Annotated in this window: 24 protein-coding genes; 14 read left to right on the top strand and 10 right to left on the bottom strand. The window is 60.6% G+C overall.

Annotation, left to right across the window (positions count from 1 at the left end):
• Positions 1-71 precede the first annotated feature (71 nt).
• Positions 72-836 carry an SDR family NAD(P)-dependent oxidoreductase gene (locus RAE21_RS02470; RefSeq protein WP_313879987.1) on the top strand — a complete coding sequence of 255 codons (765 nt, stop codon included), beginning with the start codon at positions 72-74 and terminating at the stop codon, positions 834-836.
• Here RAE21_RS02470 and ppk2 read toward each other — a convergent pair.
• The gene (gene ppk2 / locus RAE21_RS02465) at positions 833-1,729 is read right to left on the bottom strand and encodes a polyphosphate kinase 2 (RefSeq protein ID WP_313882636.1); all 897 of its coding nucleotides are present in this window, start codon (positions 1,727-1,729) and stop codon (positions 833-835) included. The two genes, RAE21_RS02470 and ppk2, sit on opposite strands and share 4 nt — an antisense overlap.
• Before the next feature lie 181 nt (positions 1,730-1,910).
• Here ppk2 and bktB point away from each other — a divergent pair, with 181 nt between their 5' ends.
• On the top strand, positions 1,911-3,098 hold the full coding sequence (gene bktB, locus RAE21_RS02460) for a beta-ketothiolase BktB (RefSeq protein WP_313879986.1): 1,188 nt from the start codon (positions 1,911-1,913) through the stop codon (positions 3,096-3,098).
• Between the two features lie 24 nt (positions 3,099-3,122).
• Here bktB and RAE21_RS02455 read toward each other — a convergent pair whose 3' ends face one another.
• Complete coding sequence (locus tag RAE21_RS02455) at positions 3,123-4,163, bottom strand: GGDEF domain-containing protein (protein ID WP_313879985.1); 1,041 nt, start codon at positions 4,161-4,163, stop codon at positions 3,123-3,125.
• A gap of 136 nt (positions 4,164-4,299) precedes the next feature.
• On the opposite strand from RAE21_RS02455, the gene RAE21_RS02450 reads away from it, so the two are divergent.
• Entirely contained in the window at positions 4,300-5,526 is a 1,227-nt protein-coding gene (locus tag RAE21_RS02450) for an NAD(P)H-dependent flavin oxidoreductase (RefSeq protein ID WP_428983957.1), read from the top strand.
• A 69-nt stretch (positions 5,527-5,595) separates the two neighbouring features.
• Here the strand turns inward: RAE21_RS02450 and RAE21_RS02445 are convergent, their stop codons facing one another.
• Positions 5,596-6,336 (bottom strand): 2OG-Fe dioxygenase family protein, encoded by a 741-nt coding sequence (locus RAE21_RS02445; RefSeq protein WP_313873712.1) that lies wholly within the window; start codon positions 6,334-6,336, stop codon positions 5,596-5,598.
• 101 nt (positions 6,337-6,437) lie between these two features.
• Between RAE21_RS02445 and RAE21_RS02440 the strand changes: the two genes are divergently transcribed.
• The 4 genes from RAE21_RS02440 (at position 6,438) to RAE21_RS02425 (ending at position 9,293) form a co-directional block, all read left to right on the top strand.
• Positions 6,438-6,944: a hemerythrin domain-containing protein gene (locus RAE21_RS02440; RefSeq protein ID WP_313879984.1), complete on the top strand. Its 507-nt coding sequence runs from the start codon at positions 6,438-6,440 to the stop codon at positions 6,942-6,944.
• A 13-nt stretch (positions 6,945-6,957) separates the two neighbouring features.
• The gene (locus RAE21_RS02435; protein ID WP_313879983.1) at positions 6,958-7,578 is read left to right on the top strand and encodes a YitT family protein; all 621 of its coding nucleotides are present in this window, start codon (positions 6,958-6,960) and stop codon (positions 7,576-7,578) included.
• A gap of 49 nt (positions 7,579-7,627) precedes the next feature.
• The gene (locus RAE21_RS02430; RefSeq protein ID WP_313879982.1) at positions 7,628-8,176 is read left to right on the top strand and encodes a DUF1003 domain-containing protein; all 549 of its coding nucleotides are present in this window, start codon (positions 7,628-7,630) and stop codon (positions 8,174-8,176) included.
• Positions 8,177-8,246: 70 nt separating this feature from the next.
• Entirely contained in the window at positions 8,247-9,293 is a 1,047-nt protein-coding gene (locus RAE21_RS02425; RefSeq protein ID WP_313879981.1) for an NADP-dependent oxidoreductase, read from the top strand.
• Positions 9,294-9,406: 113 nt separating this feature from the next.
• Here the strand turns inward: RAE21_RS02425 and RAE21_RS02420 are convergent, their stop codons facing one another.
• Genes RAE21_RS02420 through RAE21_RS02410 form a run of 3 tightly spaced genes read right to left on the bottom strand, consistent with a single transcriptional unit; the run spans position 9,407 to position 12,503 of the window.
• Complete coding sequence (locus tag RAE21_RS02420) at positions 9,407-10,582, bottom strand: serine hydrolase domain-containing protein (protein WP_313879980.1); 1,176 nt, start codon at positions 10,580-10,582, stop codon at positions 9,407-9,409.
• Between the two features lie 2 nt (positions 10,583-10,584).
• The gene (locus RAE21_RS02415) at positions 10,585-11,607 is read right to left on the bottom strand and encodes a methionine synthase (protein WP_313879979.1); all 1,023 of its coding nucleotides are present in this window, start codon (positions 11,605-11,607) and stop codon (positions 10,585-10,587) included.
• A gap of 23 nt (positions 11,608-11,630) precedes the next feature.
• Positions 11,631-12,503 (bottom strand): ion transporter, encoded by an 873-nt coding sequence (locus RAE21_RS02410; protein ID WP_313879978.1) that lies wholly within the window; start codon positions 12,501-12,503, stop codon positions 11,631-11,633.
• Positions 12,504-12,760: 257 nt separating this feature from the next.
• On the opposite strand from RAE21_RS02410, the gene RAE21_RS02405 reads away from it, so the two are divergent.
• From RAE21_RS02405 to RAE21_RS02385, 5 genes are all read left to right on the top strand, one after another.
• Positions 12,761-13,795, top strand: a complete 1,035-nt coding sequence (locus RAE21_RS02405; RefSeq protein WP_428983956.1) for an amino acid ABC transporter substrate-binding protein — start codon at positions 12,761-12,763, stop codon at positions 13,793-13,795.
• A 116-nt stretch (positions 13,796-13,911) separates the two neighbouring features.
• The gene (locus tag RAE21_RS02400) at positions 13,912-15,087 is read left to right on the top strand and encodes an amino acid ABC transporter permease (RefSeq protein ID WP_313873720.1); all 1,176 of its coding nucleotides are present in this window, start codon (positions 13,912-13,914) and stop codon (positions 15,085-15,087) included.
• A gap of 9 nt (positions 15,088-15,096) precedes the next feature.
• Positions 15,097-16,200, top strand: a complete 1,104-nt coding sequence (locus tag RAE21_RS02395) for an amino acid ABC transporter permease (protein WP_313879977.1) — start codon at positions 15,097-15,099, stop codon at positions 16,198-16,200.
• Between the two features lie 9 nt (positions 16,201-16,209).
• Positions 16,210-16,953, top strand: coding sequence for an amino acid ABC transporter ATP-binding protein (locus RAE21_RS02390; protein ID WP_087494649.1), 744 nt, complete (start codon positions 16,210-16,212; stop codon positions 16,951-16,953).
• A 4-nt stretch (positions 16,954-16,957) separates the two neighbouring features.
• Positions 16,958-17,257 carry a hypothetical protein gene (locus RAE21_RS02385; protein WP_313879976.1) on the top strand — a complete coding sequence of 100 codons (300 nt, stop codon included), beginning with the start codon at positions 16,958-16,960 and terminating at the stop codon, positions 17,255-17,257.
• A gap of 9 nt (positions 17,258-17,266) precedes the next feature.
• On the opposite strand, the gene RAE21_RS02380 is transcribed toward RAE21_RS02385, so the two are convergent.
• Positions 17,267-18,001, bottom strand: a complete 735-nt coding sequence (locus RAE21_RS02380) for a M14 family murein peptide amidase A (RefSeq protein WP_313879975.1) — start codon at positions 17,999-18,001, stop codon at positions 17,267-17,269.
• Positions 18,002-18,191: 190 nt separating this feature from the next.
• Between RAE21_RS02380 and RAE21_RS02375 the strand changes: the two genes are divergently transcribed.
• Positions 18,192-18,710 carry a flavin reductase family protein gene (locus tag RAE21_RS02375; RefSeq protein ID WP_313873724.1) on the top strand — a complete coding sequence of 173 codons (519 nt, stop codon included), beginning with the start codon at positions 18,192-18,194 and terminating at the stop codon, positions 18,708-18,710.
• A gap of 5 nt (positions 18,711-18,715) precedes the next feature.
• Positions 18,716-20,053 carry a TAXI family TRAP transporter solute-binding subunit gene (locus RAE21_RS02370; protein WP_313879974.1) on the top strand — a complete coding sequence of 446 codons (1,338 nt, stop codon included), beginning with the start codon at positions 18,716-18,718 and terminating at the stop codon, positions 20,051-20,053.
• On the opposite strand, the gene RAE21_RS02365 is transcribed toward RAE21_RS02370, so the two are convergent.
• Genes RAE21_RS02365 through RAE21_RS02355 form a run of 3 tightly spaced genes read right to left on the bottom strand, consistent with a single transcriptional unit; the run spans position 20,043 to position 26,419 of the window.
• Entirely contained in the window at positions 20,043-22,430 is a 2,388-nt protein-coding gene (locus RAE21_RS02365) for a DUF1631 family protein (protein ID WP_313879973.1), read from the bottom strand. The genes RAE21_RS02370 and RAE21_RS02365 overlap by 11 nt on opposite strands.
• A gap of 34 nt (positions 22,431-22,464) precedes the next feature.
• Entirely contained in the window at positions 22,465-24,126 is a 1,662-nt protein-coding gene (ettA, locus tag RAE21_RS02360; RefSeq protein WP_313879972.1) for an energy-dependent translational throttle protein EttA, read from the bottom strand.
• Positions 24,127-24,184: 58 nt separating this feature from the next.
• A complete protein-coding gene (locus RAE21_RS02355) occupies positions 24,185-26,419 on the bottom strand; it encodes a DUF1631 family protein (protein WP_313879971.1) in 2,235 nt (744 codons plus the stop codon).
• Positions 26,420-26,486 lie beyond the last annotated feature (67 nt).

Raw genomic sequence — 26,486 nt, 5'->3', positions numbered from 1 at the left:
CGTTAAATAGTGCTCTAGTCCCTTTATTTATTGGACCAAGCGCTACCAATTAGATAGCAAATCCAAAACTGATGTCGACCCCAGTGCAACACCTCTACATCCTGACCGGCGCCTCCCGTGGCATGGGTTTGGCCATGGCGCAGCTGCTGCTGCAGCCGGGTCACAATTTGCTGTGCCTGTCGCGTAACACCCAGCCCACCTTGCAGGCCGCAGCCGTGCAAGCCGGTGCGGCACTGACCCAATGGCCGGTAGATCTGGCGGATGGCGCAGTGGCTGCGCGGCAGCTGCAAGACTGGCTGGGCAGCCAAGACCCGGTGCTATTTGCCAGCGCCACTCTGATCAACAACGCAGGTGTCATCCCCGCGCTGGTGCCGCTGCGGGACAGCAGCCCTGCAGACCTGGCCCATGCGTTGCGGGTGGGTCTGGAAGCGCCGATGCAGCTGTGCGCGGCATTCCTCGGGGCCACCCGAAACTGGGAGGGGGCTCGCAAGGTCCTGAATGTTTCGTCCGGCCTCGGCCGCCGGGCCATGGCCTCGCAAGCCGGCTACTGCGCGGCCAAAGCCGGCATGGACCATTTCACCCGCTGCCTAGCCATGGACGAAGCCTTGATGACCAACGGCGCAAAAGTCTGCTCGCTCGCGCCGGGGGTGATAGACACCGACATGCAAGTCCAGCTGCGCGGCGCGGATGCGGCGAACTTTCCCGACCGGGGCAGCTTTGAAGGCCTGAAAACCAATGGCCAGCTCACCAGCCCCGAAGAGGCCGCAGGCCGCGTGCTGGCCTACCTGGCCCGCCCGGATTTCGGCGAACAACCGGTGGCGGATGTGCGAGGTTAGTAAATCGCCGGCACGTACATCTCGGCGGGTACCGGGTGGCGCTCGTAATCCTGGTGGCGGATCCGCTCTGGCAGCTCCACCGGAGGGTGAGGGATTTCTTCGTAGGGCATCTGGCTCAGCAGATGGTGAATGCAGTTCAAGCGGGCCTTCTTTTTATCGACGGCCTGCACCACCCACCAGGGCGCCTCAGGAATGTGGGTGCGCTCCAGCATGGCTTCTTTGGCATGGGTGTAGGCCTCCCAGCGCACGCGGGATTGCAGGTCCATGGGGCTCAACTTCCACTGCTTGAGCGGGTCGTGAATGCGGCCCAAAAAGCGGGTGTGCTGCTCTTCATCCGAAATGGAGAACCAGTATTTGATGACCTGGATGCCTGAGCGCACCAGCATCTTTTCAAACTCGGGCACGGTGCGGAAGAACTCTTCGAGCTGCTCGTCATTACAAAAACCCATGACGCGCTCGACACCCGCGCGGTTGTACCAGCTGCGGTCAAACAACACGATTTCGCCGGCAGCCGGCAAGTGGCTCACATAGCGCTGGAAGTACCACTGGGTGCGTTCGCGGTCGTTGGGGGCGGGCAATGCGGCGACCCGGCACACACGGGGGTTGAGGCGCTGGGTAATGCGCTTGATGGCGCCGCCCTTGCCGGCCGCATCGCGGCCTTCAAAAATCACCACCACCTTGTGGCCGGTGGCGACCACCCAGTCCTGCAGCTTGACCAGCTCGCCTTGCATGCGGAACAGCTCACGGAAATAGGTGCGGCGGTCGTTCTTTTGCTCCGCGCTCAGCTCGGGGCTTAAGCCATCGGCCAGCTCGTCCTGGTTGTGGTCGTCGAGCTCCATTTCCAGCTCTTCGTCATAGCTGTCCAACATGTCGCTGCGGATGCGACGGATCATTTCTTCTTCACTGGAACTCACGGGCAACTCCTGAACGGGCAGATTTTTGACACTCTGAGGGTAGGTCCCTCTAATGTCAATTTCATGACAAAACCATGACCACCTCCGGTCGTAAGATGGCTGTATTGCAAGCCGCGCACACTGCGTGCTGCACCCACCCTTATTGATAGAGGAGCCTTGTATGTCCCGTGAAGTCGTCGTCGTCAGCGCTGTGCGCACCGCCATTGGTACCTTTGGTGGCAGCCTCAAAGACATTCCACCTACCGACCTGGCCGCCCAGGTGGTGCGCGAGTCGCTCGCCCGCGCCAACGTCGAAGGCAAGGACGTGGGCCATGTGGTGTTCGGCCATGTGGTGAACACCGAACCCAAGGACATGTACCTCAGCCGCGTCGCCGCCATCAACGGTGGCTGCGCACAAGAGACACCGGCCTACAACGTGAACCGCCTGTGCGGCTCGGGCTTGCAAGCCATCGTCAACGCCAGCCAAAGCATTTTGTTGGGCGATGCCGATGTGGCCATCGGCGGTGGCGCTGAAAACATGAGCCGCGCACCGTTTGCCAGCCTCAACATGCGCTGGGGCGCCCGCATGGGTGACACCAAGATGGTCGACATGATGATCGGCGCCCTGCATGACCCGTTCCACACCATCCACATGGGTGTAACCGCGGAGAACATTGCCGCCAAGTGGGGGATCAGCCGCGAAACGCAGGACACTTTGGCGGTGGAGAGCCACCAGCGCGCCCAAAAGGCCACCGCTGCCGGCTACTTCACCAGCCAGATCACCCCCGTCATGCTCAAGAGCAAAAAAGGCGAAGTAGCCTACGCCACCGACGAGCACTTCCGCCCCGACTGCAAGCTCGAAGACATGACCAAGCTGAAACCCGTTTTCATCAAGGAAAACGGCACTGTGACCGCAGGCAACGCCTCGGGCATCAATGACGCCGCCGCTGCCGTGGTGTTGATGGAAAAAAGCGTGGCCCAGGCCCGCGGCCTCAAGCCACTGGCTCGCCTCGTGGCCTACGCCCACGCCGGCGTCGACCCCCAATACATGGGCATCGGCCCGGTGCCCGCCACCAAGCTGGCATTGCAAAAAGCCGGCTTGACCGTGAATGACCTCGATGTGATCGAAGCCAACGAAGCCTTTGCGGCCCAGGCCTGCGCCGTCACCAAAGATTTGGGCCTGGACCCTGCCAAGGTCAACCCCAATGGCTCGGGCATCTCGCTGGGCCACCCTATTGGGGCAACTGGCGCCTTGATTACCGTGAAGGCTTTGTATGAGCTGGAGCGCATCAATGGCCGCTATGCGCTGGTGACCATGTGCATTGGTGGCGGCCAAGGTATTGCCGCCATTTTTGAGCGCGACCGCTAAGCCGGCACCCGGAGTGTGGACCGCTTAGAACAGGTCCACATCCATCTCGTCGGCGGCTTGCTCGGTGAGCTGGCCCTCGGCCACGAGAAGCTGGTAGTTGCACAAGCGGTTACGGCCATGCTCTTTGGCGTAGTACACCGCCTTGTCGGCCCGGCCGAACGCGCTGCTGGGCGTGTCATTGGGCAGTAACTGCGAGACCCCGATGCTCACCGTGATCGAGCCCACCTGCGGGAACGCGAAATCGCTCACCCGCAATCGCAGGCGCTCCAAGGCGATTTCAGCGTGGCTGGCATCGTCGCAGCGCATTAGCACCACAAACTCCTCGCCACCGAATCGGTAGAGCTGGTCGTAAAACCGGAAGTTGTTGCGCATCAGGCGGGCGAGCAGCAACAGCACTTCATCCCCGATCAAGTGGCCATAGGTATCGTTGACCCGCTTGAAATGATCAATATCAAGCACCGCCAGCCAAACGCCGCCGGCAATCCGGCCCGACTCGCGCCGCTCATCCACGCCCTCAGGCGGGGTGCTGCTGTTATCGGCCGTGGCTTTGAAAAAAGCGCCATCAAAGGTCTTGCGGTTCAACAACTCGGTGAGTGAATCGCGCTCGCCGTAATCCAGCAAGCCCAACAAATTCTGATAGGCCAGCAGTACGCTTTGCAGCAAATCCACGCGTCTGGGGGACAGGGGTTTGGCGGAGGTGACCTCGAGCAAAATACGCAAGCCATCCAGGGTCCCCATCGGCAGTACGGCCACGGGTGCGGGCTGCTCTTCTTGCACCGCACGACCTTTCTCGAAGGCGCGCACACGCAGGGGGAAGTCCATCAAATGAGGCAATTGGGTCCAGTCCGACCACAACACATCATGGGTCGGTTGATCTTGGTCATGTCGCATGGTGGCCAGCGCCAGGCAACGTTGCTCATCGCCATCGCCCAACACGCGAATCAAGTCTGCGCGCGTCACACCCAATCCGGCATGCCGCACGACCAAGCGCACCAGCTCCGTGTCTAACGTATCGCGATCCCGCAAACCGCCCAACGCAGCGAGACCTTGCACCAAAGCATTCATGAGGTTTCAACCCAATTCTTGTAGTTGTCCGGTTCCAACACCCGATCGCACTGCAGTTTGACCCAGCGCAAACCTGCACCAACGCCCAGAACCTAAGCTGCGCGCTTGCAGAACCACCACCATCTTAGACCAGCCCATGAGCAACACCAAGCAGCAAAGCCCTGATATGCCCCCAGAAGCCCTCCACCTGCTGCACCAAAGCGGCCTCAAGGCTTTGCAGATTGCGGGGCGGACGCTGTTGCCCGTGGTGCAGGGTGGCATGGGCATCGGGATCTCCGGCAACCGCTTGGCTGGCAGCGTCGCAGCCGCAGGCGGGGTGGGAACGCTCTCCAGCGTGGATTTGCGCCGCCACCACCCGGACCTGATGGACCGGACCCGCGAGCTGGCGCCCGGTGAAGAAGCCAAAGCCGGCATCAACGCCGCCAACTTGGAGGCCATTGATCGCGAGATCAAAGCCGCCCGCGAGCGCACTGGCGGCAAAGGCCTGCTCGCCATCAACGTGATGCGGGCGGTGAGCGAATACGCCGCCAACGTGACCCGCGCCCTGGAAGCCGGCATTGACGCCGTGGTGGTGGGTGCCGGCTTGCCGCTGGATTTGCCGGACCTAGCCAAAGACCACCCCAAGGCAGCGCTGATTCCCATCCTCTCCGACGCGCGGGGTGTGCAACTGCTCGTCAAAAAATGGGAGCGCAAAAAGCGCTTGCCGGATGCCATCGTGATCGAGCACCCGCGCCTGGCCGGTGGCCACTTGGGCGCTGCCAAGATCGCCGACTTGCAGGACACCCGGTTTGACTTTGAGAACGTGATTCCCCAAGTGCGCCAGTTTTTCAAAGACGCGGGCTACGAGCAACATATCCCGTTGATTGCCGCCGGCGGCATCCGCAGCCATGAAGACATTGCACGCTTGCAGGCCTTGGGCGCCGACGCGGTGCAACTCGGCAGCGCGTTTGCAGTGACCGAAGAGAGTGACGCCCACGCCGAATTCAAGCGGGTGCTGGCCGAAGCACGCGAGGAAGACATGGTCGAATTCACCAGCGTGGCAGGCCTGCCCGCCCGCGCGGTGGGCACGCCCTGGTTGCGCGCCTATATGAAGATCGAGCCCAAGCTGCAGGCTGTGGCCCACGCCAAGAGCCGCTGCACCAAAAGCTTTGACTGCCTGGGCCAATGTGGCCTGCGCGATGGTTTGCCGGGCTGGGGCCAGTTTTGCATCGACAACCAGTTGGCGGCTGCGCTGCGCGGCGATGTGAAAAAAGGCCTGTTCTTCCGGGGTGCCGGCCGCCTGCCTTTTGGCGACCAGATCAAAACGGTGCGCGAGCTCATGCAGCGCTTGCTGACGCCCGGCATGGCAGGCGCAGCGGCATAAGCAGCGATTACGCTATCAATTCAGGAGCTACTCGCGCATTTTCGGCGAGCGCTATAGGACCAAAACCCTTTACGCCTCGCCCTGGAACCCACCGGCGCGCAGGGTCACCACCAAGGTGTCGCGGTAGCCGCCCTCGGCCAAAGGCTGGATCGGTGTGGACTCGTGGATGACACGCTCATCATCCAAGAGCAGCAGTGACCAGGGCTCACTCAGCGTAAAGCGCTGGCCGTTGGGGCCATCGGCCTCAAACACGCGGGTCTCGCCCCCCTTCACACGATCACGGGCCACCATGAACACCGCCACCAGGTCCACCCCATCGCGGTGCGCGCCCTCGGGCGTAGGGCGGCCAATGCCATCGGTGGTGTCGATGCGGAACTGATGCGCCTCGGCAAACCAGGTGTGCGGGCCCTTCAAATCATCTGCCACCCGGCCCAGCCAAGCCAATAGCTGCTGCCAAGGCGCTTGCGCTGTGACGCTGCTGTCCATGGGCTCAAAGTGGCGCTGCATACCGCCGTGCAGCGCGTTGTAAGACAGGGGCTGCCAGTGCGGACGGTGAGGTGCCTGGGTCACGCCATGGCTATCAAGCACAAAGCAGGAATGGCGGCGGCGGCGGTAGCGGCCACCGTCCTTGAGGTAGTTGTCGGGCGGCAGGTCATTCCAGCCGTCGCACCAACCCAGCATGGCGTCCAGCGGCACGCCGGACAAGCCTGCGACTTGCGACGCACCCACTACTGCGTAGCCCTGGCGAAACAGGGTGGCGCCCAGGTCGGCGGGGCGGGCAATCAGGGGAGGCTGGAAGGAAATGGTCATAGCGCAAGATTATCAACCGCCCTGTGATGCCGCCGCCTGATGTGGGTCAATACGTCCAAGGCCTGCGGCCCCTATGCTGGGCCCGATCAAGGAGAAGCCCGATGACCGAAACCCTTACCGCCCCTGCCACCCTCGCCTGGACCGATGCCCTGGTACTCGACATGCCCGTGATGGACGAAGTACACCAGGAGTTTGCAGACCTGCTGGAGCGCGTGGTGCTGGCTGACGATGACATGCTGTTGCCCTTGTGGTCGGCGCTGATTGCCCACACCCAAGAGCACTTCAACCGCGAAGACGAGTGGATGCGCGCCACCGGCTTTGCCGCCAGCAACTGCCACGCCACCCAGCACAAAGTGGTGCTGCAGGTGATGCGCGAAGGCGAAGCCCGAGGACACGGCGGCGACCTCGCGGTGGTGCGGCAGATGGCCGATGAGCTGGGCATCTGGTTTCCGCAACATGCGCAGAGCATGGATGCATCCCTGGCATTGCACTTGCGTTCGGCAGGTTACGACCCGGCGACCGGGGCGCTCGCCCAACCGGACCGTTTGCCGCAAACGGAGATTCATGGCTGTGGCGGCGCTACCTGCTCGGACACCGCCACCGCCTGACTACACTCGCCCGATGCCCCAAACCCCTGACAGCACCACCGACCTGCGTCACCGCCCCACTGAAGACCTGCAAGCCCTTTTGACCGGCACCATTTTTGTGGCGCTGGGGGTCTTGATGTTCAAACAGGTCGGCCTGCTGACCGGTGGCACGGCAGGGGTGGCCTTTTGGCTGCACTACGCCACGGGCTCGAATTTCGGGTTGATCTTTTTCGCGATCAACCTGCCGTTTTACGCACTGGCCTACCAGCGCATGGGGCGGGTGTTTACCGTCAAGACTTTCATGGCGGTAGCCTTGCTGGCGGGCCTGACCAACCTGATGCCGCAGTGGGTGGGCTTTGAGCACCTGCACCCGGCGGCCACCGCTGTCATTGGCGGCCTGCTCATGGGCACGGGCATGTTGATTTTGTTCAGGCACAAAGCCAGCCTCGGTGGGTTCAATGTGCTGGTGCTCTACCTGCAAGAGAAATACGGCTGGCGCGCCGGGCGCCTGCAAATGGCGCTGGACTGCACCATCGTGCTGCTGGCTTTCGGTGTGACTGATTGGCAGCATGTGTTGTGGAGTGTGCTGGGCGCCATCACCCTGAACCAGACCCTAGCGACCAACCACCGCGCCGGCCGCTACATGGCCCACTGAGCGCACGCTCAGGCCACCGGCACCGCAACGCACACCACCGGAGGCCCACATGCCCACTGATAACACCACCCACAAACCGGCAACGGTAGACCAACACCAGCTCGGCCTGCTACGTGAACACCGGCGCAAACACCGCCACAAGCACCCGCCAAAAGTCACCGCCGCGCCAGAGCACTTTGACCTGCCACCGCCCACCCGCGGGCAGCGCATGGCAGACGTGGTGGCGCGCACCGTGGGGTCTTGGCGCTTCATCTTGATCCAGAGTGGCTTGATCGTGCTGTGGATCACCGGCAATGTGCTGACCGGGTCGCACGCGTGGGACCCCTACCCCTTCATCCTGCTAAACCTGCTGCTGTCTTTCCAAGCGGCCTACACCGCGCCGGCCATCATGATGAGCCAGAACCGCCAGTCAGAGCTGGACCGCAAACATGCCGAGAGCGACTACGAGGTCAACGTCAAAGCAGAGTTGGAGATTGAGCTGCTGCACGAAAAAATCGACCTGCTCAAAGACAAGGAGCTCTTGCTGCTGACACAGGCCGTCAAAGAACTGTCGAGCCAGTTGGCCGAGCTGCGCGGCAAGCCCCCGCTTGTCACCTAGGCTACCAAGCTACGCACGGTACGGCGCTACCATCCGCGACCATTGTTGACCCCCTTCCCCCGGAGCCCCTATGACCCAAGCCCTGTCCACCCTGACCAACCACCAGATCCGCCTGGCCGCGCGCCCTGTGGGCATGCCCAAAGCCAGCGACTGGAGCCACACCTCCGAGCCGGTGGCCGAGCCCGCCGAGGGCGGCGTGACCCTCAAAACCTTGGCGCTGAGCCTGGACCCCGCGATGCGCGGCTGGATGAACGAAGGCAAGAGCTATATCCCGCCGGTGGGCATTGGCGAAGTCATGCGCGCTGGCGGCGTGGGCGTGGTGGTGGCTAGCAAGAACGACAAGTTCGCCGTGGGCGACTATGTGAGCGCAGGCTTTGGTGTGCAGGAATACATCACGATTGCCAAAGACGAGATGAAGCGCAACGGCCTGGTCAAGATCGACCTGCGCGCCGGCACCCTGACCCAGTGGCTCAATGTGCTGGGCATGCCCGGCATGACCGGCTATTTCGGCCTGATGGACGTGGGCCAACCCAAGGCAGGCGAAACCATCGTCATTTCTGGTGCTGCGGGTGCAGTGGGCCAAACCGTCGGCCAGGTGGCCAAGATTTTGGGCTTGCGCGTAGTGGGTATTGCCGGTGGCCCCGCCAAATGCGAATGGGTGGTCAAGGAACTGGGCTTTGATGCTTGCATAGACTACAAGGCCGGCCCCGGCGCCGTGCGCGCAGGCCTGAAAGAGCACTGCACGTCCGGCGTCGACATTTACTTCGACAACGTGGGCGGCGAAATCCTGGACGATGTGCTGACCCGCATCAACCGCAAGGCCCGCATCATCATCTGCGGCGCCATCAGCCAGTACAACAACACGACAGCCGTGCAAGGCCCCAAGAACTACCTGAGCCTGCTGGTGAACCGCGCGCGTATGGAAGGCATCGTGGTGTTCGACTACGCCGACCGCTACCACTTGGCCGTGGCCGAAATGGCCGGCTACCTGAAAGACGGCCGCATGAAGAGCAAGGAAGACGTGGTGGTGGGCCTGCAGACCTTCCCCGAGACGCTGCTCAAGCTGTTTAACGGCGAGAACTTCGGCAAGCTGGTGCTGGAAGTCGCCAAGGGCTGATCACGTCGTCGGCAGCAAAAGCGGATTGCTATTATTTTTATAGCTATCTGCGCAATGAAATAGGGGGCTAGAGGCACTTTTTTATAGGTGAATCTAGCCCCGTGAGCTTAGGCTCAGTCGTTCAACGCGGCGTACACCAGGTTGCGGAACAGCGGCCGGTACCAGCTGCGCTGGTTAGGTGCCTGGGTGAGCAGGATCGCGAAGAAGTCTTTGGCAGGGTCCACAAAAAACACGGTGCCGGAGATGCCGCTCCAGTAATACATGCCCTTGCTGCCCAGCTGGCTGCCCAAGCCCTCTTGCAGCCGCACGGCAAAGCCCAAGCCAAAGCCGTGGCCCGGCGGCAGCAGCTCCGCAGCGCGGCCGCTGCGGTTGACCGGAATATCGCCCAGGTGGTCAGCAGTCATCAAGCGCACCGAAGCCGGGCTCAGGATGCGCGCACCGTCCAAGGTGCCTCCACCCAACATGCACTGCAAAAAGCGCGCGTAATCCGCCGCGGTGGAACCTAACCCCGCACCGCCCGCCTGCATGGGCGTGGTTCTGCGCAGATCCATCAAGGGCATTTGCTGGCCACCATCGGGATCGTTGGCAAAGGGCTCGGCAATGCGGTGGTGCTTGTCGGGCGGAACCACAAACGCGGTATCCACCATCCCCAGGGGCCCCAGGATGTGGGCCTGCAAATAGTCGCCCAGCGGCTGGCCGGTGACCCGCTCCAGCAAAGCACCCAGCAGGTCGGTGGCCCGGCTGTATTGCCAGATGCTGCCCGGCTCGTAGCGATAGGGTATGGCGGCCAAAGCGTGCGAAAAGCCGGTGTTGCTGAGCTGGCGGGTGCCTAGCCCGGCAGCCGCATAACGCTGCTGAATGGCGTCGTCGCCCAATATCTCGTAGGTCAAGCCGGAGGTGTGGCGCAACAGGTCTTGCACCGTGGGCTCCCGGGCAGGTGCGCGTGGCGCCGGGGTGTGGCCGTCGTCCACCGGCACCACCGCAAACTCGCTCAAGTGCTGGCCCATAGGGTCGCTGAGCAGCAGTTGCCCGCGCTCGACCAGTTGCATGATCGCCACCGACACCAGCGGCTTGGTCATGGAGTAGATGCGAAAAATACTATCCACAGCCATGGGCGTGCCATCCGCCGGATTTTGCTGGCCCCAGGCACGGTGCAACGCGGTCTGGCCCCGCCGGGCAATCAGGGCCACCGCACCGGGCAAGCGGCCTTTGTCTACCTCGGCTTGCAGCACCCGACCGAGGGATTCCAAGGCAGGCGCGTCAAACCCGGTATCGGGCGTGGTGGCCACCTTCAGGCTCCGTAGCGTTGGCGCGCCAATGCGGCGCCTTGGGCCAGGGCTTCGAGCTTTTTGGTGGCGACCTCACGGCTCATGGGGGCCAGCCCGCAGTTGGTGCAAGGGAAGATGCGGTGGCGCGGCACATGCTGCAGCGCGATGCCGATGGTGTCTGCCACCTGCTCGGGGGTTTCAATCACATCGCTGGCGACATCAATCACGCCCACCATGACGTCCTTGTCTTTGAGCAAAGCCATCAGGTCCGGCGGCACATGCGACTGGTAGCACTCCAGGCTCACTTGTTGGATGCTGCTGGCCGCCAGCGCGGGAAAGACCTGCGCGTATTGGCGCCACTCTTGGCCAAGGGTTTCTTTCCAGTCGTTGTTGGCTTTGATGCCATAGCCATAGCAAATGTGAACCGCCGTGGTGCAGGTCAGGCCGCGGGCCGCAATCTCGAGCGCCTGCACACCCCAGTCAACTGCATCCTGCATATAGACGTTGAAACCCGGCTCGTCGAACTGGATGATGTCCACCCCATCGGCCTGCAGGGCCAGGGCTTCCTGGTTCAGCAGCTCGGCAAACGCAAACGCCATGGTTTTCTTGTCGCCGTAAAAACGGTTGGCCACGGTGTCCACAATGGTCAGCGGACCGGGCAGAGTGAATTTGAGTTTTTTCTTGGTGTGGGCGCGGGCCAATTGGGCTTCAAACGCGTGCACCCGGCCTTTGAGGCGCAGCGCTGCGATGACCTGGGGGACCTGGGCGTCGTAGCGGTTGTTACGGATGCCCATGGTGACTTTGTTGTCGAAGTCGATCCCTTCTACCTGCTCCAGAAAGCCATGCACAAAGTGCTGGCGGCTCTGCTCACCATCGCCTACAACATCAAGGCCCGCGTCCTCTTGGGCTTTGATCCACAGCAAGGTGGCATCTGCCTTGGCTTGTTGCAGGTCGGGGCCGGCCAGTTTCCATTGGGGCCAGAGTTTCTCGGTCTCTGACAACCAAGAGGGTTTGGGCAGGCTGCCGGCAATCGCGGTTTCGAACATGGTGTCTCCTTGTTATGGGGGGCTCAGGGAATGTCGCGGAAATACGGTGACAAGTGTGCCCCACAGTGCAGGCAATAGCGCGCCTCGGGCAAATGCCCCTCCGTCAGGCATTCGTGGCAGGTGCGGGTGGTGGCGGGCGCTGGGGCTCCGCGCAACGAGGCCATCTCGGACGTCACGATGCCAGTGGGCACCGCCAGAGTGCCCCAGCCCAGCAGCATCATGCAAGAGGCGATAAAGCGGCCCAGATCGGTTTTGGGCGTGATGTCGCCAAACCCCACCGTGGTCATGGTGGTCACCGCCCAGTACACCGAGGTCGGGATGCTCGTAAACCCGTTGGCCGGGCCTTCGACGACGTACATCAACGTCCCCATGACCAGCACAATCATCAGCACCGCTGACAAAAACACCGAAATCTTGCGCCGGCTGGCGGCCAATGCGCGGGCCAATGCCTGGTATTCCTGCACATAGGCAGTGAGCTTGAACACCCGGAAGACCCGTAACAAACGCAGCACCCGCACATCAATCAAGGCGGAGACCTCAGGCACCAAGAGCGCCACGTAGGTAGGTAGCAAGGCCAGCAGGTCGATTACCCCGTAAAAGCTCAGGGCATAGCGCATCGGGTGCCGCACACACAGGAGGCGGGCGACGTACTCAGCAGTAAACAGGAGCGTGAACACCCACTCCAGCACCTCAAACCAGATGCCAACCCGGTCAGCCACCGCGCCCACGCTCCCCATGGCCACCACTGCCACACTGAGCAGAATGGCAAAAATGAGGCACTGGTCGAACAGCCGCCCCGCACGGGTATCGGCTTCAAAAATGATGGTGAACAGCTTTAAGCGCCAGCCGTCTAGCGGTTTACCGAGGTAGGAAGAGGTTTCTGTGGGCGTGGTCATGAAACAATGGCAAGTGGCGATGCGTGTGAGGGCTCTACTGTGCCACTGCGCAAAGCCGCTAAGTGGCACGCTTTCTGCTTGCTGCTGTCAGTCATTGGGAGGATTGCGGCGAATTAGGTTATTACTTTTCCGCATACCTTTCGATGGTAAACCCCGATGAGGGCGCGGGCCCACAAAGCTACAGTTCAGCGTCAGAATCGGGGCGCAGACACCAATCTGGTGCACCCTGCTGATTCAATTCTTTGGAGTAATGATTTATGAGCATGAAGAAACTGAAAACACTGGCAACCGTGGTTGCCGCTTTGGGTGCCGTCGTTGCAGCACCCGCCCACGCTGGCAAGACATTGGATGCCGTCAAGGCCCGTGGCCAAGTGGTTTGCGGTGTGAACACAGGTTTGGCTGGTTTCAGTGCTGCTGATTCCAACGGCAAGTGGACCGGTCTCGATGTGGACGTGTGCCGCGCAGTAGCCGCTGCTGTGTTGGGCGACGGCGAAAAGGTGAAGTACGTTCCCCTGAACGCACAAGCCCGTTTCACTGCTTTGCAATCCGGCGAAGTTGACGTGCTCTCCCGCAACACGACTTTCACTCTGACACGTGACGCATCTTTGGGCCTGTCCCAAACTGCCGTGACCTATTACGACGGCCAAGGCTTCATGGTTCCCGTGAAGAGCAAGCTCAAGAGCGCCAAGCAGCTCAAGGGCCAGACCGTGTGCGTGCAGTCCGGCACCACCACTGAAAAGAACTTGACTGACTTCTCCAAGGCCAACGCGCTGAACATCAAGCCTATCGTGTTTGAAAAGCTCGAAGCCGCTGAAGGTGCTTACTTCTCCGGCCGTTGCGTGGCTTACACCACCGACGCATCCGGCCTAGCCTCTACCCGTAACAAGGTTGCCAAGAACCCTGCTGACCACATGATCCTGCCCGAGCTGATCTCCAAAGAGCCTTTGGGCCCTATGGTTCGCCGCGGTGACGACGAGTGGACTGCGATTGTGAAGTGGACCGTGTACGGCCTGTTGGAAGCTGAAGAAGCCGGCATCACCGCCGCCAACGTCGACGACCTGAAGACCAGCAGCCAAGACCCCGTGGTCGGCCGCTTGTTGGGCTCCAAGGAAGACACCGGCAAATTGCTGGGTCTGGACAAAGAGTGGCTGGCACGTGCTGTGAAGACCACTGGTAACTACGGTGAAATGTTTGAACGCAACGTGGGCCCCAAGTCTGCCCTGCAGTTGCCACGTGGTTTGAACAACCTGTGGAACAAGGGCGGCGTGCAGTACGCCCCTCCAGTGCGTTAATGAGAGTAAACGGAAGGCTGTAAACCGGCGTTCCGTGACCGAAAAGGGCAGTCGCATTCACCTTGCGCTGCCCTTTTCACTTGATGAGTGTTTTTCCAGTGAACCCAAGGGCTGACATGTCCACACCCTCCTCCCCTCCCAAAAAGTCCTGGTCCTGGCGCAGCCAGGCATTCCGTGGACTGATGTACCAAGCTATCGCCATTGTGGTGGTGCTGGCTACGGTGCTTTATCTTGCCCACAACACCACCACCAACATGAAGTTGCGTGGCATTCAAAGCGGTTTTGACTTTTTGTCCAACCCTGCCGGGTTCGACATTGGTGAGAGCCTTTTCGCCTTCGACTCTGGTGAGTCGTACTGGCGGGCCTACCTCGTCGGATTTGTGAACACGCTGCGCGTTGCCGTGGTGGGCATCATCCTGACCACCATTCTGGGCACCTTGATCGGTGTCGGACGCTTTTCGCGCAACGCACTGGTCCGGGGCATTTGCGCCGCGTATGTGGAGTTCTTCCGCAACATTCCGGTGCTGCTGCAGTTGCTGATGTGGTACCTGATGTTCACCGAGGTGCTGCCCGCATCCAACGAGCCCTGGGTATTGGGACCCTTCTTTTTGAGCAAGGGGGGTATTAACTTCCCGATTCCTCAGTGGGCGCACGGGCATGTTTGGGGCGCCTGGGGCCTGCTTTTGGGCGTAGCGGCCGCTTGGGCTTACCGCGTGTATGCGCAAAAGTCGTTTGAGCAGACCGGCAAAGCCAAGAGCATGGTGCTGGCTCCGATCGGCATTGTGTTGGCGGTCGGTGTGCTCGGCTGGTTGTTGGGCGGAGCGCCTACTGCGCTCAATATGCCGATCCAAGGTGAATTCGCTATTGAAAACGGCGGCGCCTTGACACCTGAGTACCTGTCTGTGCTGTTGGGCCTGACGATCTACACCGCGGCTTTCGTGTCCGAAGTGGTGCGGGGCGGCATTCAGTCAGTCGCCTTGGGCCAATCGGAGGCGGCTGCCGCTTTGGGCTTGAGCCGTGGCCACACCATGCGCTTGGTGATGCTGCCGCAGGCATTGCGCGTGATTATTCCGCCAGTGACCAACCAGTACCTGAACCTGACCAAAAACTCCTCTCTCGCAGTGGCCATCGGCTACCCGGATGTGGTGTCTATCGCGAACACCGCCATCAACCAAACTGGCCGCGCGGTGGAGTGCATTGCCATCATCATGCTGGTGTACCTGAGCACGTCGCTGTTCACGTCCATCACCATGAATTGGTACAACACCCGCTCTGCGATCAAAGAACGCTAAGGCCTAGTTATGAGCGCAACTACTTTTGAACCTATTCCCGCACGTCCCGCCCCGGTCAAGACCGAAGGTGCGGTGGCCTGGATCCGCAGCAACCTTTTTGGCAGCTGGCAGACCACCATCGGCACCCTCATCATGGGGGCGATCCTGCTCTACATTTTGCCGCCCCTGTTTGGCTGGGCATTGATTGACGCCAAGTGGGCCGCCAACGCCGATGCCTGCAGCGCAGACCGTGCAGGCGCATGCTGGGGCGTGGTGACGGAAAAATTCCGCATCATCATTTTTGGCCGTTACCCCTTTGAAGAGCAGTGGCGCCCTCTGGTAGCCACCCTGCTGCTATGCAGCTTGCTGGTTGCCAGCTGCATGCGCATGTTCTGGAAGGCATGGCTGGGCGCAGCCTGGGTGCTGGTCTTGGGCACCTTCTTTGTGCTGATGCACGGCGATGTCATGGGCTTGTCCCTGGTCGAAACCGACCGCTGGGGTGGCCTGCCACTGACGCTGCTGCTGTCCTCGCTGTCGATGGCCATGGCTTTCCCGCTGGCCTTGATGATTGCCTTGGGCCGCCGTTCCAAACTGCCGGCGATCAAGACCTTCTGCACCATTTACGTGGAGCTGATCCGTGGCGTGCCCTTGATCTCGGTGCTGTTCATGGCGTCCTTCATGTTCCCGCTGCTGATGCCTCAGGGCTTCAACATCGACGTGTTGGTGCGGGTGCTGGCCGGTATCACCCTGTTTGCCGCGGCCTATATGGCTGAAGTGATCCGCGGTGGCCTACAAGCAGTGCCCAAAGGCCAGATTGAAGCGGCCGCAACCCTGGGCCTGAGCTACTGGCAAACCCAGCGCAAGATCGTGTTGCCACAAGCCCTGGCCATGGTCGTGCCCGGCATCATGAACAACTTCATCTCCACCTTCAAGGACACGTCGTTGGTAACCATCGTGAGCTTGTACGAGCTGACCGGTGCCATGAGCCTGGCCCTGAACTCGGACTCCGACTGGCGCCCCTTCAAGATTGAAGGCTACATCTTCATCGCACTCATCTACTTTGTGTTTTGCTTCTCCATGTCGCGCTACAGCCTCTGGATCGAAAAGCAAGTGAACAAAAGCAAACTCCGCTAAGGAACGAATATGTCTGAACCCATCATCACCTTCAACAAAGTCAACAAGTGGTACGGTAACAATTTCCACGTACTGCGCGACATTGACCTGACCGTCACCAAAGGCGAACGCATCGTGGTCTGCGGCCCGTCGGGCTCCGGCAAGTCCACCATGATCCGCTGTATCAACCGCCTCGAAGAGCACCAGCAAGGTAACCTGATCGTGGACGGCGTGGAGCTGACCGACGACGTCAAAGCAATTGACGATGTGCGCAAAAAAGTCGGCATGGTGTTCCAACAGTTCAACCTGTTCCCGCACCTCACCGTGCTGGAAAACCTGACGCTCTCCCCCATGTGGGTCGGCAAAATGCCGAAAAAAGAAGCCGAAGAAAAGGCCATGATCCAGCTGGAGCGCGTGCGCATCGCCAACCAGGCCAACAAGTACCCGCTGCAGCTCTCCGGCGGTCAGCAGCAGCGCGTGGCAATTGCCCGTGCTCTGTGCCTGAAGCCCAAAATCATGCTGTTCGACGAGCCCACATCGGCCCTCGACCCGGAAATGATCAAGGAAGTGCTGGACGTGATGATTGAGATGGCCAGCCAGGGCATCACCATGATCTGCGTCACCCACGAAATGGGCTTTGCCAAAGCTGTGGCTGACCGTGTGATCTTCATGGACCAAGGCCAGATCGTGGAGCAAAACACGCCGCACGAGTTCTTCAACAACCCGCAGAACGAGCGCAGCCGCGACTTCTTGTCCAAGATTCTGGGGCACTAAGGACATGCCATCCGCTGCTGACCTCCACATTGCCGAAGAACAGCTTCAAGCCTTTCAATCAGGTCTGAAGCAGTTTCAGTCAGGGGGGTTGGCGGCGCACGCCTTGTCAGAGATGGCGCGCGGCCAGACAGTATTGCTGACCGCGTTGCCTGAAAAGTTCACCGTCGTACTGCACCAGCTGATGGATCGCCTGGAGTCCAGCGCCCTGTTCAGCGAAGAAAGTTGCTCATTCAGCCAACGTGACTTGATTGACAGCCTTCAGCTGTGGATCGACAAAGCGACCCAGCGCCTCACTCAAAGCTAGAGACCCAGCCTATTGCTTGGCAGCCGCAACAGGGGCCAAGCGGTCGTGGGTCCAACGCAGTAAATCCATCCACATCTGGCGCACTTCTGCGTCTTGGGGCAAACGGCTCGCGCTGGGCAGCTCAATCGTGACCACCGGAATCCGCTGGTGGACGCCGGCATAGTTTCCTAACGACCCCGGAAAGATCCCCACCTGGTCGAGGTAGAGGCGCCCGAGCTTGCTGGGCGGCACCGACGGGCCGTCAAAGTCCAGCACCCCATACGGCGCATGCACGCTCACGATCAAGTTAGGCTTGAAGCTGCCCATTTGCTCCAGCAAAAACCGGGATTCCGGCTCAGACGCCGGTTTGTCACCCGGCCAGCGACGCGGGTCGCGCTTGGTGCGTTGCTCCCAATACACTTTGGCGTCCCGAGCCCAGTTAGGCGTAGGGAAGTTGCGATTCAGGTCCACGCCATCCGCATTGGTGCGCCGAGCCGGTTTGGCAAACAAGCCATCGGGGTTGAGACTTGGGATGAAGCGCCAGTGAATATTCAGCGCAGTGTCGGAGGGAGGGGTCTGCGCCAGCCCCAACCAGTGGTAGACCAGCGACACGGACGACATTTCATCCCCGTGAATGCCCCCCACCACCAACACACGGAAATTAGCGTCCACCGCCGTCACATCGCGGCCCCAAATGACACGGCCTTTATTAGAGCGGGCCTTCAAATCCTGCAGCGAAGCCGCTTCGCACATTGCGGGGCTCACGCTGGGAATTTTGGAAGAATAGTCGCCGCAAGCCCTCTTGACATCTGCATGAGCTGCTATAGAAAATATAGCAAAAACAAAACTAACAATGATTTCCTTGTGCATATCGGGAATTGTAAAGGTCGCCCGTCGCCCATGGTTTTGGGTGGGCCGTCATGGCAAGGCGGTGAAAGCGCGTTAAATTCCAGAGATGACGCCCCCTGCTCGAGCACGATCTGCTATCCCCCCTGATTTTTCCAGCCAAGAATTCCGGCAAGCCCTGGGCATGTTTGCCACCGGCGTGACCGTGGTTACGGCCCAAGCCCACGATGGCACATTGGTGGGCCTAACCGCCAACTCTTTCAACTCGGTGTCGCTCGCGCCTCCGCTGGTACTCTGGAGCCTGGCCCAAAAGGCCGGATCCATGGAAGCCTTCAGCCGCGGCGCACACTATGCGATCAACATCCTGGCTGCTGACCAGCAGGCTTTGGCTATGCAGTTCGCCAGCAAAGACATCGACCGCTATGCAGGCGTCAACTTTAGCCGTGGCGCCCACGGCGCACCGCTCCTGGCCGGTGCGGTGGCGCACTTTGAGTGCTTCAACCGCAGCCAGTACGAGGAAGGCGACCATGTGATTTTTGTGGGCGAAGTGGAGCGCTGTAGCCACCGCGCAGGTGCAGCCCCCCTGCTCTACCATGGCGGGAAGTTCTACACCGAGCACCCGCTCTGAATCGCATGTCACTCCACCTGCCCCGGCCGGTCAAAGCAGCACTCCTTGGATTTTGGGATTTATTCACTTCGGCCAGCCCCTTGCTGTTCGCAGGTGCGGGCCTGATCTGGCTTGCCTATTGGTGGCTGAATCCAATGCCACCCAAACAGCTGACCCTGTTGACGGGCCCGGAGCAAAGCGCCTACGCCGAAATGGGCGATCAATACGCGAAGCTGCTACGCCAGCACGGCATCACGGTCCAACTGGTGCCCACAGAAGGCTCTGCTGACAACTTGCGCCGACTGCAGGCCGGCGAGGCGGATGCCGGTTTTGTGCAGGGGGGGTCTGCAACGGCGCCGACCGATGACGACACGGAAGAACTCCTCACGCTAGGCAACTTGTTTGTGGAACCGGTCTGGCTGTTTTATCGCGCTCAATCTGCGGCAAATATCTCAGAAACGGGCCGGCTGCAGTCCTTGAACCAGTTGAGTTCCTTGCGGATCAACGCGGGAACCGCCGGTAGCGGCGTCCCGCCCTTGATGGACACGCTGCTGGACATGCACCGCATGGATCCCAAGAAAATCAAAATTTCGCACCTGGAGCAAACGCCCGCCACAGTGCAGATGTTGCAAGGCAAGCTGGATGCGGTGGTGTTTGCCTCGGCCCCGCAGGCCCCTATGGTGCAAATGCTGCTGCAAACCCCCGGTATCCGGCTCATGGATTTTCCTCAGAACGAGGCCTATGCACGCCGCCTGCCGTTTATCACCCCGGTCACACTCCCGCGCGGCGTGGTCGATCTGGCGCGCAACATTCCAGCGCAAGATGTACACCTGATTGCCACGACCACCAGCATGCTGGTGCGTGAGAGCCTGCACCCGGGCTTGCGCCAATTGCTGTCTCAGGCAACGGTACAGACGCACGGGCAATCGGGCTGGTTCCAGCGCACCCGAGAGTTTCCCAACGCATCCAACAGCGAGTTTCCGTTGGCACCCGAAGCCGAGCGCACTTTGAAAAATGGCATCCCCAGCCTGCAGCGCTACATCCCGTTTACCTTGGCCAATCTTGTAGAGCGCATGTGGCTGGCACTGGGCATCATCATTGCCGTACTCCTCCCGTTGGGAAAAATAGCGCCTCCGCTGTACGCCTACCGCGTGCGGTCTCGCGTTTTCCGTTGGTATGGCGAACTCCGGGATATTGAAAGCCGACTCGAAGCCCACCCCGAAGACAAAGAAAAATTGTTGGAAGAGCTGAACGAGATTGAAGCCAAGGTGGAAAAAGTCATCCTGCCCCTGTCCTACGCGGATGAACTCTATGCACTACGCAACAACATCGGCCTCGTGAGACAGCGCTTAACTACAGCTTAGCAATCACGCTGTTTTTCATGGCCTGCTGGGCTACCGCGTCCAGCGCAGCATCCAGCACGGTCTGTGCCGATATCACCCGTAATTGACCTGCAGCCACTAACTTGTCATGCGTGCGGCGGGTCATGGACTGTGTAGAGCCCGATGCGCTGGTAAACAAAAACAGCGTTCCATGCGGACTCGCCCAGGTGAGCTGCGTCCGGACCCAATCGTCATTGGACTGCAGCTCCACCCAAGAACCGAGTGGCAAACTGCCCGCGCCGTTGCCGGAGACGGGCACTTCCGCTTCCTGCGCCGTGGACGTCGATGACTCTGGTGCAGTGCTGCTGGCAGAGGACGCGTCGTCGAGCTCCAGCAGATTCGACTCGCTGGCTTCAGAGGGTGCAACCCAAGGGTCGCCATCTTCCACCGGGCGATGAGGCACTGCCAAAGCGACAGCGCGCGCGGGTGTCTCGGGCGCCTCCTTAGAGCGGGTCCAGGGATCCCGGTGTACTGCCCGGAAGGCCGCTTGGTGCAAGCCCATCAGTGCTTCAAAAAATGCACCTACCTTGGTGGCGGGGTATTGGATGGTCTCCAGCCCGTCACGCAAGGTTCCCAGCAAGAGCGGAACCAGCTTGGTGAGTTTAGGAATATTCTTGGGCGCCAGATCCGGATGGGTGCTCCACAACAGCGCCGCGATCAGTGCTTGGTACCGGTCTGCCGCCGCAGAGCGACTGCCGCCTGCGAGTCGCGCTTGCGCAACCACTTGCGCCCAGGGGCCGCATAAAAAATGCAAGACCACTTCGGGTACTTTGTTGGCATCCCGGTGCCCGTCGATTTCCCGGGCAATCTTTTCAGCCAGCAAGTTGCGCTGTTCGGCCTTCTCCAAGGCCCTGACAGCCTGAGCCCTCAAGGCGGCTTGCTTGGAAGCCTCGTCGTCCCAGAGTGACTGCAGATGACTCAGAACACGCTCAAAATTTTCAGGACCCGCGTGCTCGTCCATCAAGGGAGCAATGGCCTCCCGCGCTTCGTCCAAATACGCCAAAAAGCCGGGACTCCCGACCTTCGCGAACGCCAAGCTGCGATGCGTCAATTCTTGGACCAGCATCCGGGCAGCGTGCTCTTTATCGGTAAAAAAGCGCGGATCGGCCAAAGCCAAACGCATCAGAGCGGGCTCCAGCCCGCGCACCAAGCCCTGCACTGATTCCAACAAACGCGGATCGCGCGCTATGTTGTCCACCATCAGGCTCACCACTTCCAAACTCAAAGCCTGCGCAACCCCATTGACGGTACGACGGATTTTTTCACGCACATCGCCATCCACCCCCGCGCGAATTTCGGGCGTAGCACTGCGGCGCTGCTCCAGCCGCTGGACCACACGATCGACTTGCCGCATTTCGGCCAAGGCCTCGAAGGCCGCAGGAACGGTTGCCGCAAAGTCGGTAGGCTCGGCTTCGTGTGCCCGATACCCCGCTTGCGGCGATTCAAAGTCGCGCTCGAACTGTTTTGCAAATGCAGCGACTCTGTGCGTCGTGCCTGCAGAATCCAGTTCACCCGCCAGCAGCAGGCGCAGCCTGTCCAGGGTGAGCAAACCGGGATCAACGACAGGCTTAGGGCGGCTCAACTCTTGGGCTATCAAGGCCTCCCGCTCCGCACTGCCCGGTGCGCCATAGCGGGTGGTCTCCATCTGCGCGGAGCCAGCGCCTTCAGCGCGTTTAAAGCCAGCGGCCCCCACGCCGGGCGTGGCACTTTGCGAGACCGCATAACTTGCGGCCACCACACCTTGCGCGCGCAACCGGACCACGAGATCACGGTACAACGCTTGAAGCTCACTGCCTAAAGCAGTTCCCATGACGGTGAGCCAGTCCAAGCGCATCGACGAAGGAGCGGGCGTGCGCTCCACGGTACTGCGCAATGCCTGGATATAGGCCTCCGGGCGCAAGGGGTTGCGCTCCGGGCGAACCGTAGGTAAGCCCAAAGCTGCACACATCAAGGCATTGAGTTCAGACAGGCTTGCCTCCGCAGCCAGCATGACCATTTGCTGCGCTCGCGCCATGTTGACGCTCTCTTGCACCTGAAGCTCGTCCATCAGCTCCAGTTGATCAAACTGCACATCAGCGATGCTGGGCATCGACGTGCGAGGCGTATCGACCGGCTTGATGAACTGCTCCATCAATGCTGCTTCGAAGCCCTTTTCCAGAATAGCCTCATGAGCAAACAGCTGCCGCAAGGAATCCGCGTGAACTTCCCGCTCCCTGAAGTCACGCGCTGCGCCTTCGCGCAAATGCAAGTCGCGGCGCAGTGCAGCGACCAGTTTGGCCATCAGGGCAGGACCGGCCGCCGCAGCTTCCTTGACGGTCGCTTGAAACAAGGGCGGCGGGGGCGAGTGTCGATTTTGCATGCAGCAGCGTGGACTCTCTCAGTACCAAAGAGGCTTACTTCAAAGCCTTGTAGCGCACGCGCTTGGGCTTGGCACCCTCTTCGCCCAGACGCTTCTTCTTATCGGCTTCGTACTCTTGGTAGTTGCCATCAAAGAAGGTCCACTGGCTGTCGCCTTCGGCAGCCAGGATGTGGGTAGCAATACGGTCCAGGAACCAGCGATCGTGGGAAATCACCAGCATGGTGCCGGCGAATTCCAGTAACGCGTCTTCCAAAGCACGCAAGGTTTCCACATCCAAGTCGTTGGACGGTTCATCCAGCATCAACACGTTGCCGCCTGCGATCAATGTCTTTGCCAAGTGCAAACGACCCCGCTCACCACCGGACAACATGCCTACTTTCTTCTGCTGGTCGCCGCCGTTGAAGTTGAAGCGACCGCAATAGGCGCGGCTGGCCATCTGGAACTTGCCCACGTTCAGGATGTCGAGTCCACCGGACACGTCTTCCCAGACGGTTTTTTCATCCGACAGCGCATCGCGGTGCTGGTCCACAAAAGCCATCTTGACGGTAGAGCCAATGACGACTTCACCCGAATCTGGCTTCTCGCGACCGGCGATCAGCTTGAACAAGGTCGATTTACCGGCACCGTTCGGGCCGATGATGCCGACAATCGCGCCGGCAGGGATGTTGAAGCTCAGGTTGTCGATCAACACGCGGTCGCCAAAGGACTTGCTCACGCCCTTGAATTCGATCACCTGGCTACCCAGACGGTCTGCTACCGGGATAAAGATTTCGTTGGTTTCGTTGCGCTTCTGGTATTCGAAGTCGCTCAACTCTTCAAAACGGGCCAGACGGGCCTTGCTCTTGGCTTGGCGCGCCTTGGGGTTCTGGCGGGACCATTCCAATTCCTTCTTCAAGGCCTTGGCACGGGCTTCTTCGCCTTTTTGTTCGGCTTCCAAACGGGCGCCCTTCTGGGTCAGCCAGTCAGAGTAGTTGCCCTTGTACGGAATACCGGAGCCGCGGTCCAGTTCCAAAATCCACTCAGCAGCGTTGTCCAGGAAGTAGCGATCGTGGGTGATAGCCACTACGGTGCCGGAGTAGCGCTGCAGGAATTGCTCCAGCCAATCCACTGATTCAGCGTCCAAGTGGTTGGTCGGTTCATCAAGCAACAACATGTCGGGCTTGGAGAGCAGCAAACGGCACAAGGCCACGCGGCGTTTTTCACCACCGGACAGCACACCGATGTTGGCATCCCACGGGGGTAGGCGCAGAGCGTCAGCGGCAATTTCGAGCTGGTGCTCGGAATCCGTGCCGGCGGTAGCGATGATGGCTTCCAGTTCAGCCTGCTCAGCAGCCAGTGCGTCAAAGTCGGCGTCTTCAGCGCCGTAGGCCGTGTACACCTCTTCCAAGCGGGCCTTGGCAGTGAACACTTTACTCATACCGCTTTCCACGGCTTCACGCACGGTGTGGGTCGGGTCGAGTTGGGGTTCCTGGGGCAGGTAACCGATGTTCAGGCCGGCCATGGGAATGGCTTCACCCTCAATTTCCTTGTCCACACCGGCCATGATCTTGAGCAGGGTGGATTTGCCGGAACCGTTGGTACCCAAGACACCGATCTTGGCACCGGGGAAGAAGGAAAGGGAGATGTCTTTAAGAATGTGCCGCTTGGGGGGCACGATCTTGCCGACGCGGTTCATGGAGAAAACGTATTGAGCCATTGCGATTCTGGTTATTCAGCGGTAAAGCCATATTATCGACTGCGCGGCAACCAAGCGATCAAGGGTTGCGGTCTGATGGGGTTTCAAACGCGTTTTTTACATCGTTTCGCAGGGCCTCACGAGCCACGGCATCGAGGGCGTTGTCCATGACATGGCCATCAGACACCAGCCGGATCAAGCCCAGCCCCCGCAGGCGGTCCATGGTGCTGCGCGACATGGAATGCGTCATGCCGCTGGCCGACAAAAACATGAACAGGGTCCGGTGCGGGCTCGCCCACGACAGCTGGGCACGCACCCATTCGCTACCCAAGGCCATATCGACCCAAGACCCGGTGCGCAGGCTCTCTGCACTCCAAGCATCGTGTAGCGCTTGGTCTGCCACCTCGGATGGCTCGGCCGTGACCTTGCGGGACACCTGCTGGCCGTTGAAAAAGCCGGAGTCTTCAGCCTCCATCTCGGCGAGCCAAGGATTGTCTTCCGGTGTCTCTGACCCGGTAACGGCCTGTGGGCCTCCGGCAGGCGTTGCGTTCTGTGCATCCCGGTGGGACACGTATTTGGTGTTGTCAAAAGCCTGCTCATGGATATCGATCAGGGCATCAAAAAACGGCGGGATCCGGTCTTCGGGTTGATCCACCAAAGCCAGCCCTTGCCGGATTTTCACCAGCATCAGCGGCACCAGTTCGACCAGGCGCGCCCTGTTTTTACGTACCAAGCGGGGCTGCACACTCCAAATCAGGTCATCCACCAGTGCGAGATAGCCTTCTGCATCGTCCGACCCACCGGCACTCCGCAACTGGTACTCGGCCACCACCTGCGCCCACGGCCCCCGCAAAAATGCCACCACGATGTCCGGTGCATTTTTAAAGGTCATGCGCTGCACAAACTCCTGGGCCAGGCGCTGGGCCAGCATGTTCCGCTGCTCCACGTGCATAAGGCCACGCGCAGCCTCGGCGGCGGCCTGCTTGTGCAGATGGTCTTCCTGCCCCCACGCTTCGTCCAACTTTTGCAAAACTCGCTCAAAAGTGGCGGCACTTCCCTCGCTCCCCAAAAGCGCGGAGATGGCGTTTTCCATGTTTTGCCGGAAACGCGCGTAGCCCGGGGCCTCTTCGCTCTGGAACGCCAGACTCCGGTGCGTCATGCGGTCCAGAAAAACGCGCGCAGGGTGCTTGCGGTCGGCGAAAAAGCGGGAGTCTTGCTGAGACATCCGCTGCAGCAAGGGCTCCATACTCAGCACCAATTGCCGCACACCGGGCAACAGGCGGCGGTCTTGCATCAAATTTTCCAGCATCAGGCGCACGACTTCCTGACCCAACTCCTCGCCCAAGGCCTTGCCTTGCAGCGCCTCCCGCGCTGACGCCCTGGCGCGAGGCCGTGGCTGCCCGGCGCCCGCATCGGCCACGACTGCGCGCTCCGAGAGGCGCTTGAGCATCGGCTCGACCAGCTTCATATCCTCCAGGGCCAAGAAAGACGCGGGCACGGTGTGGGTGAAATCTGCATTCCCGGCTGCTGCAGGCCGCGGATCGAGCTCACCAGAGAGCAAACGACGCAATTTGTCCAGCGTGAGCAAGCTGCGTGACACGGAGGACGCCGGGGCGCTGGAAGTCAGGCCGAAAGGATGTGTCGTGGGGCCATACATCGGCACCGGCTCTACGCCCTGGGACTTCAGCCACTCGATCAACTCGCGGTACATCTGGTCCAGCGCGCTACCCAACAAACCGGCGGCAGGCGCCATCACCGACAAGCGCGCCTCATCCTCGGGCACCACTTGGACAAACGCCTCGCGCAAGGCGTGGACGAAAGCTTCCGGTTTGAGTGGGTTCAAATGGGCCTGCACGCTGGACCAGCCCATCAAATTGCTGATCAAGGCGTTCAGATTCGGCAGAACCGCCTCCACAGACCGGGTGACCTCCTGCTCATTGACGGCCAACTCAATGTTGGCATCGATCTGCTCTTCTTCCAGAAACTGGAAATCGTCAAATCGCACAGGGCTGATGTTGGGCTTGCGGAAAGAGCCGCCCCCGTACACCGCGCTGCGCAACTCCACACGAAACACCGCTTTCAACTCCGCAGAACGGGCCAACAGTCGTTCGACGGTAACCTGCCGGACGGGATGCAGCTTGGCATGCAGGGTTTTGCCCCCGCCCACTTTGAGCATGGACTTTAGGCCTTCGAGCACATCATCCAACAGCGGGTCGCACTGCTCCAGCACTGCATCGATACAAGCAGACAGCGTGGGCTTGGTGTTGCCGATTTCGTGGGCAACTCCCAGGCGCCGCAACAAGTATTTCTTCATGGTGACCGTATTCTCAACGCCGCTAATGGGCTTCGCCAGTGTATTGACAGATTGTTACCCGCGCGTA

The organism is Rhodoferax potami (assembly GCF_032193765.1).
Classification (GTDB): domain Bacteria; phylum Pseudomonadota; class Gammaproteobacteria; order Burkholderiales; family Burkholderiaceae_C; genus Allorhodoferax; species Allorhodoferax potami.
The sequence above is the reverse complement of the archived record's forward strand: the minus strand, read 5'-3'. Positions and strand labels throughout refer to the sequence as shown.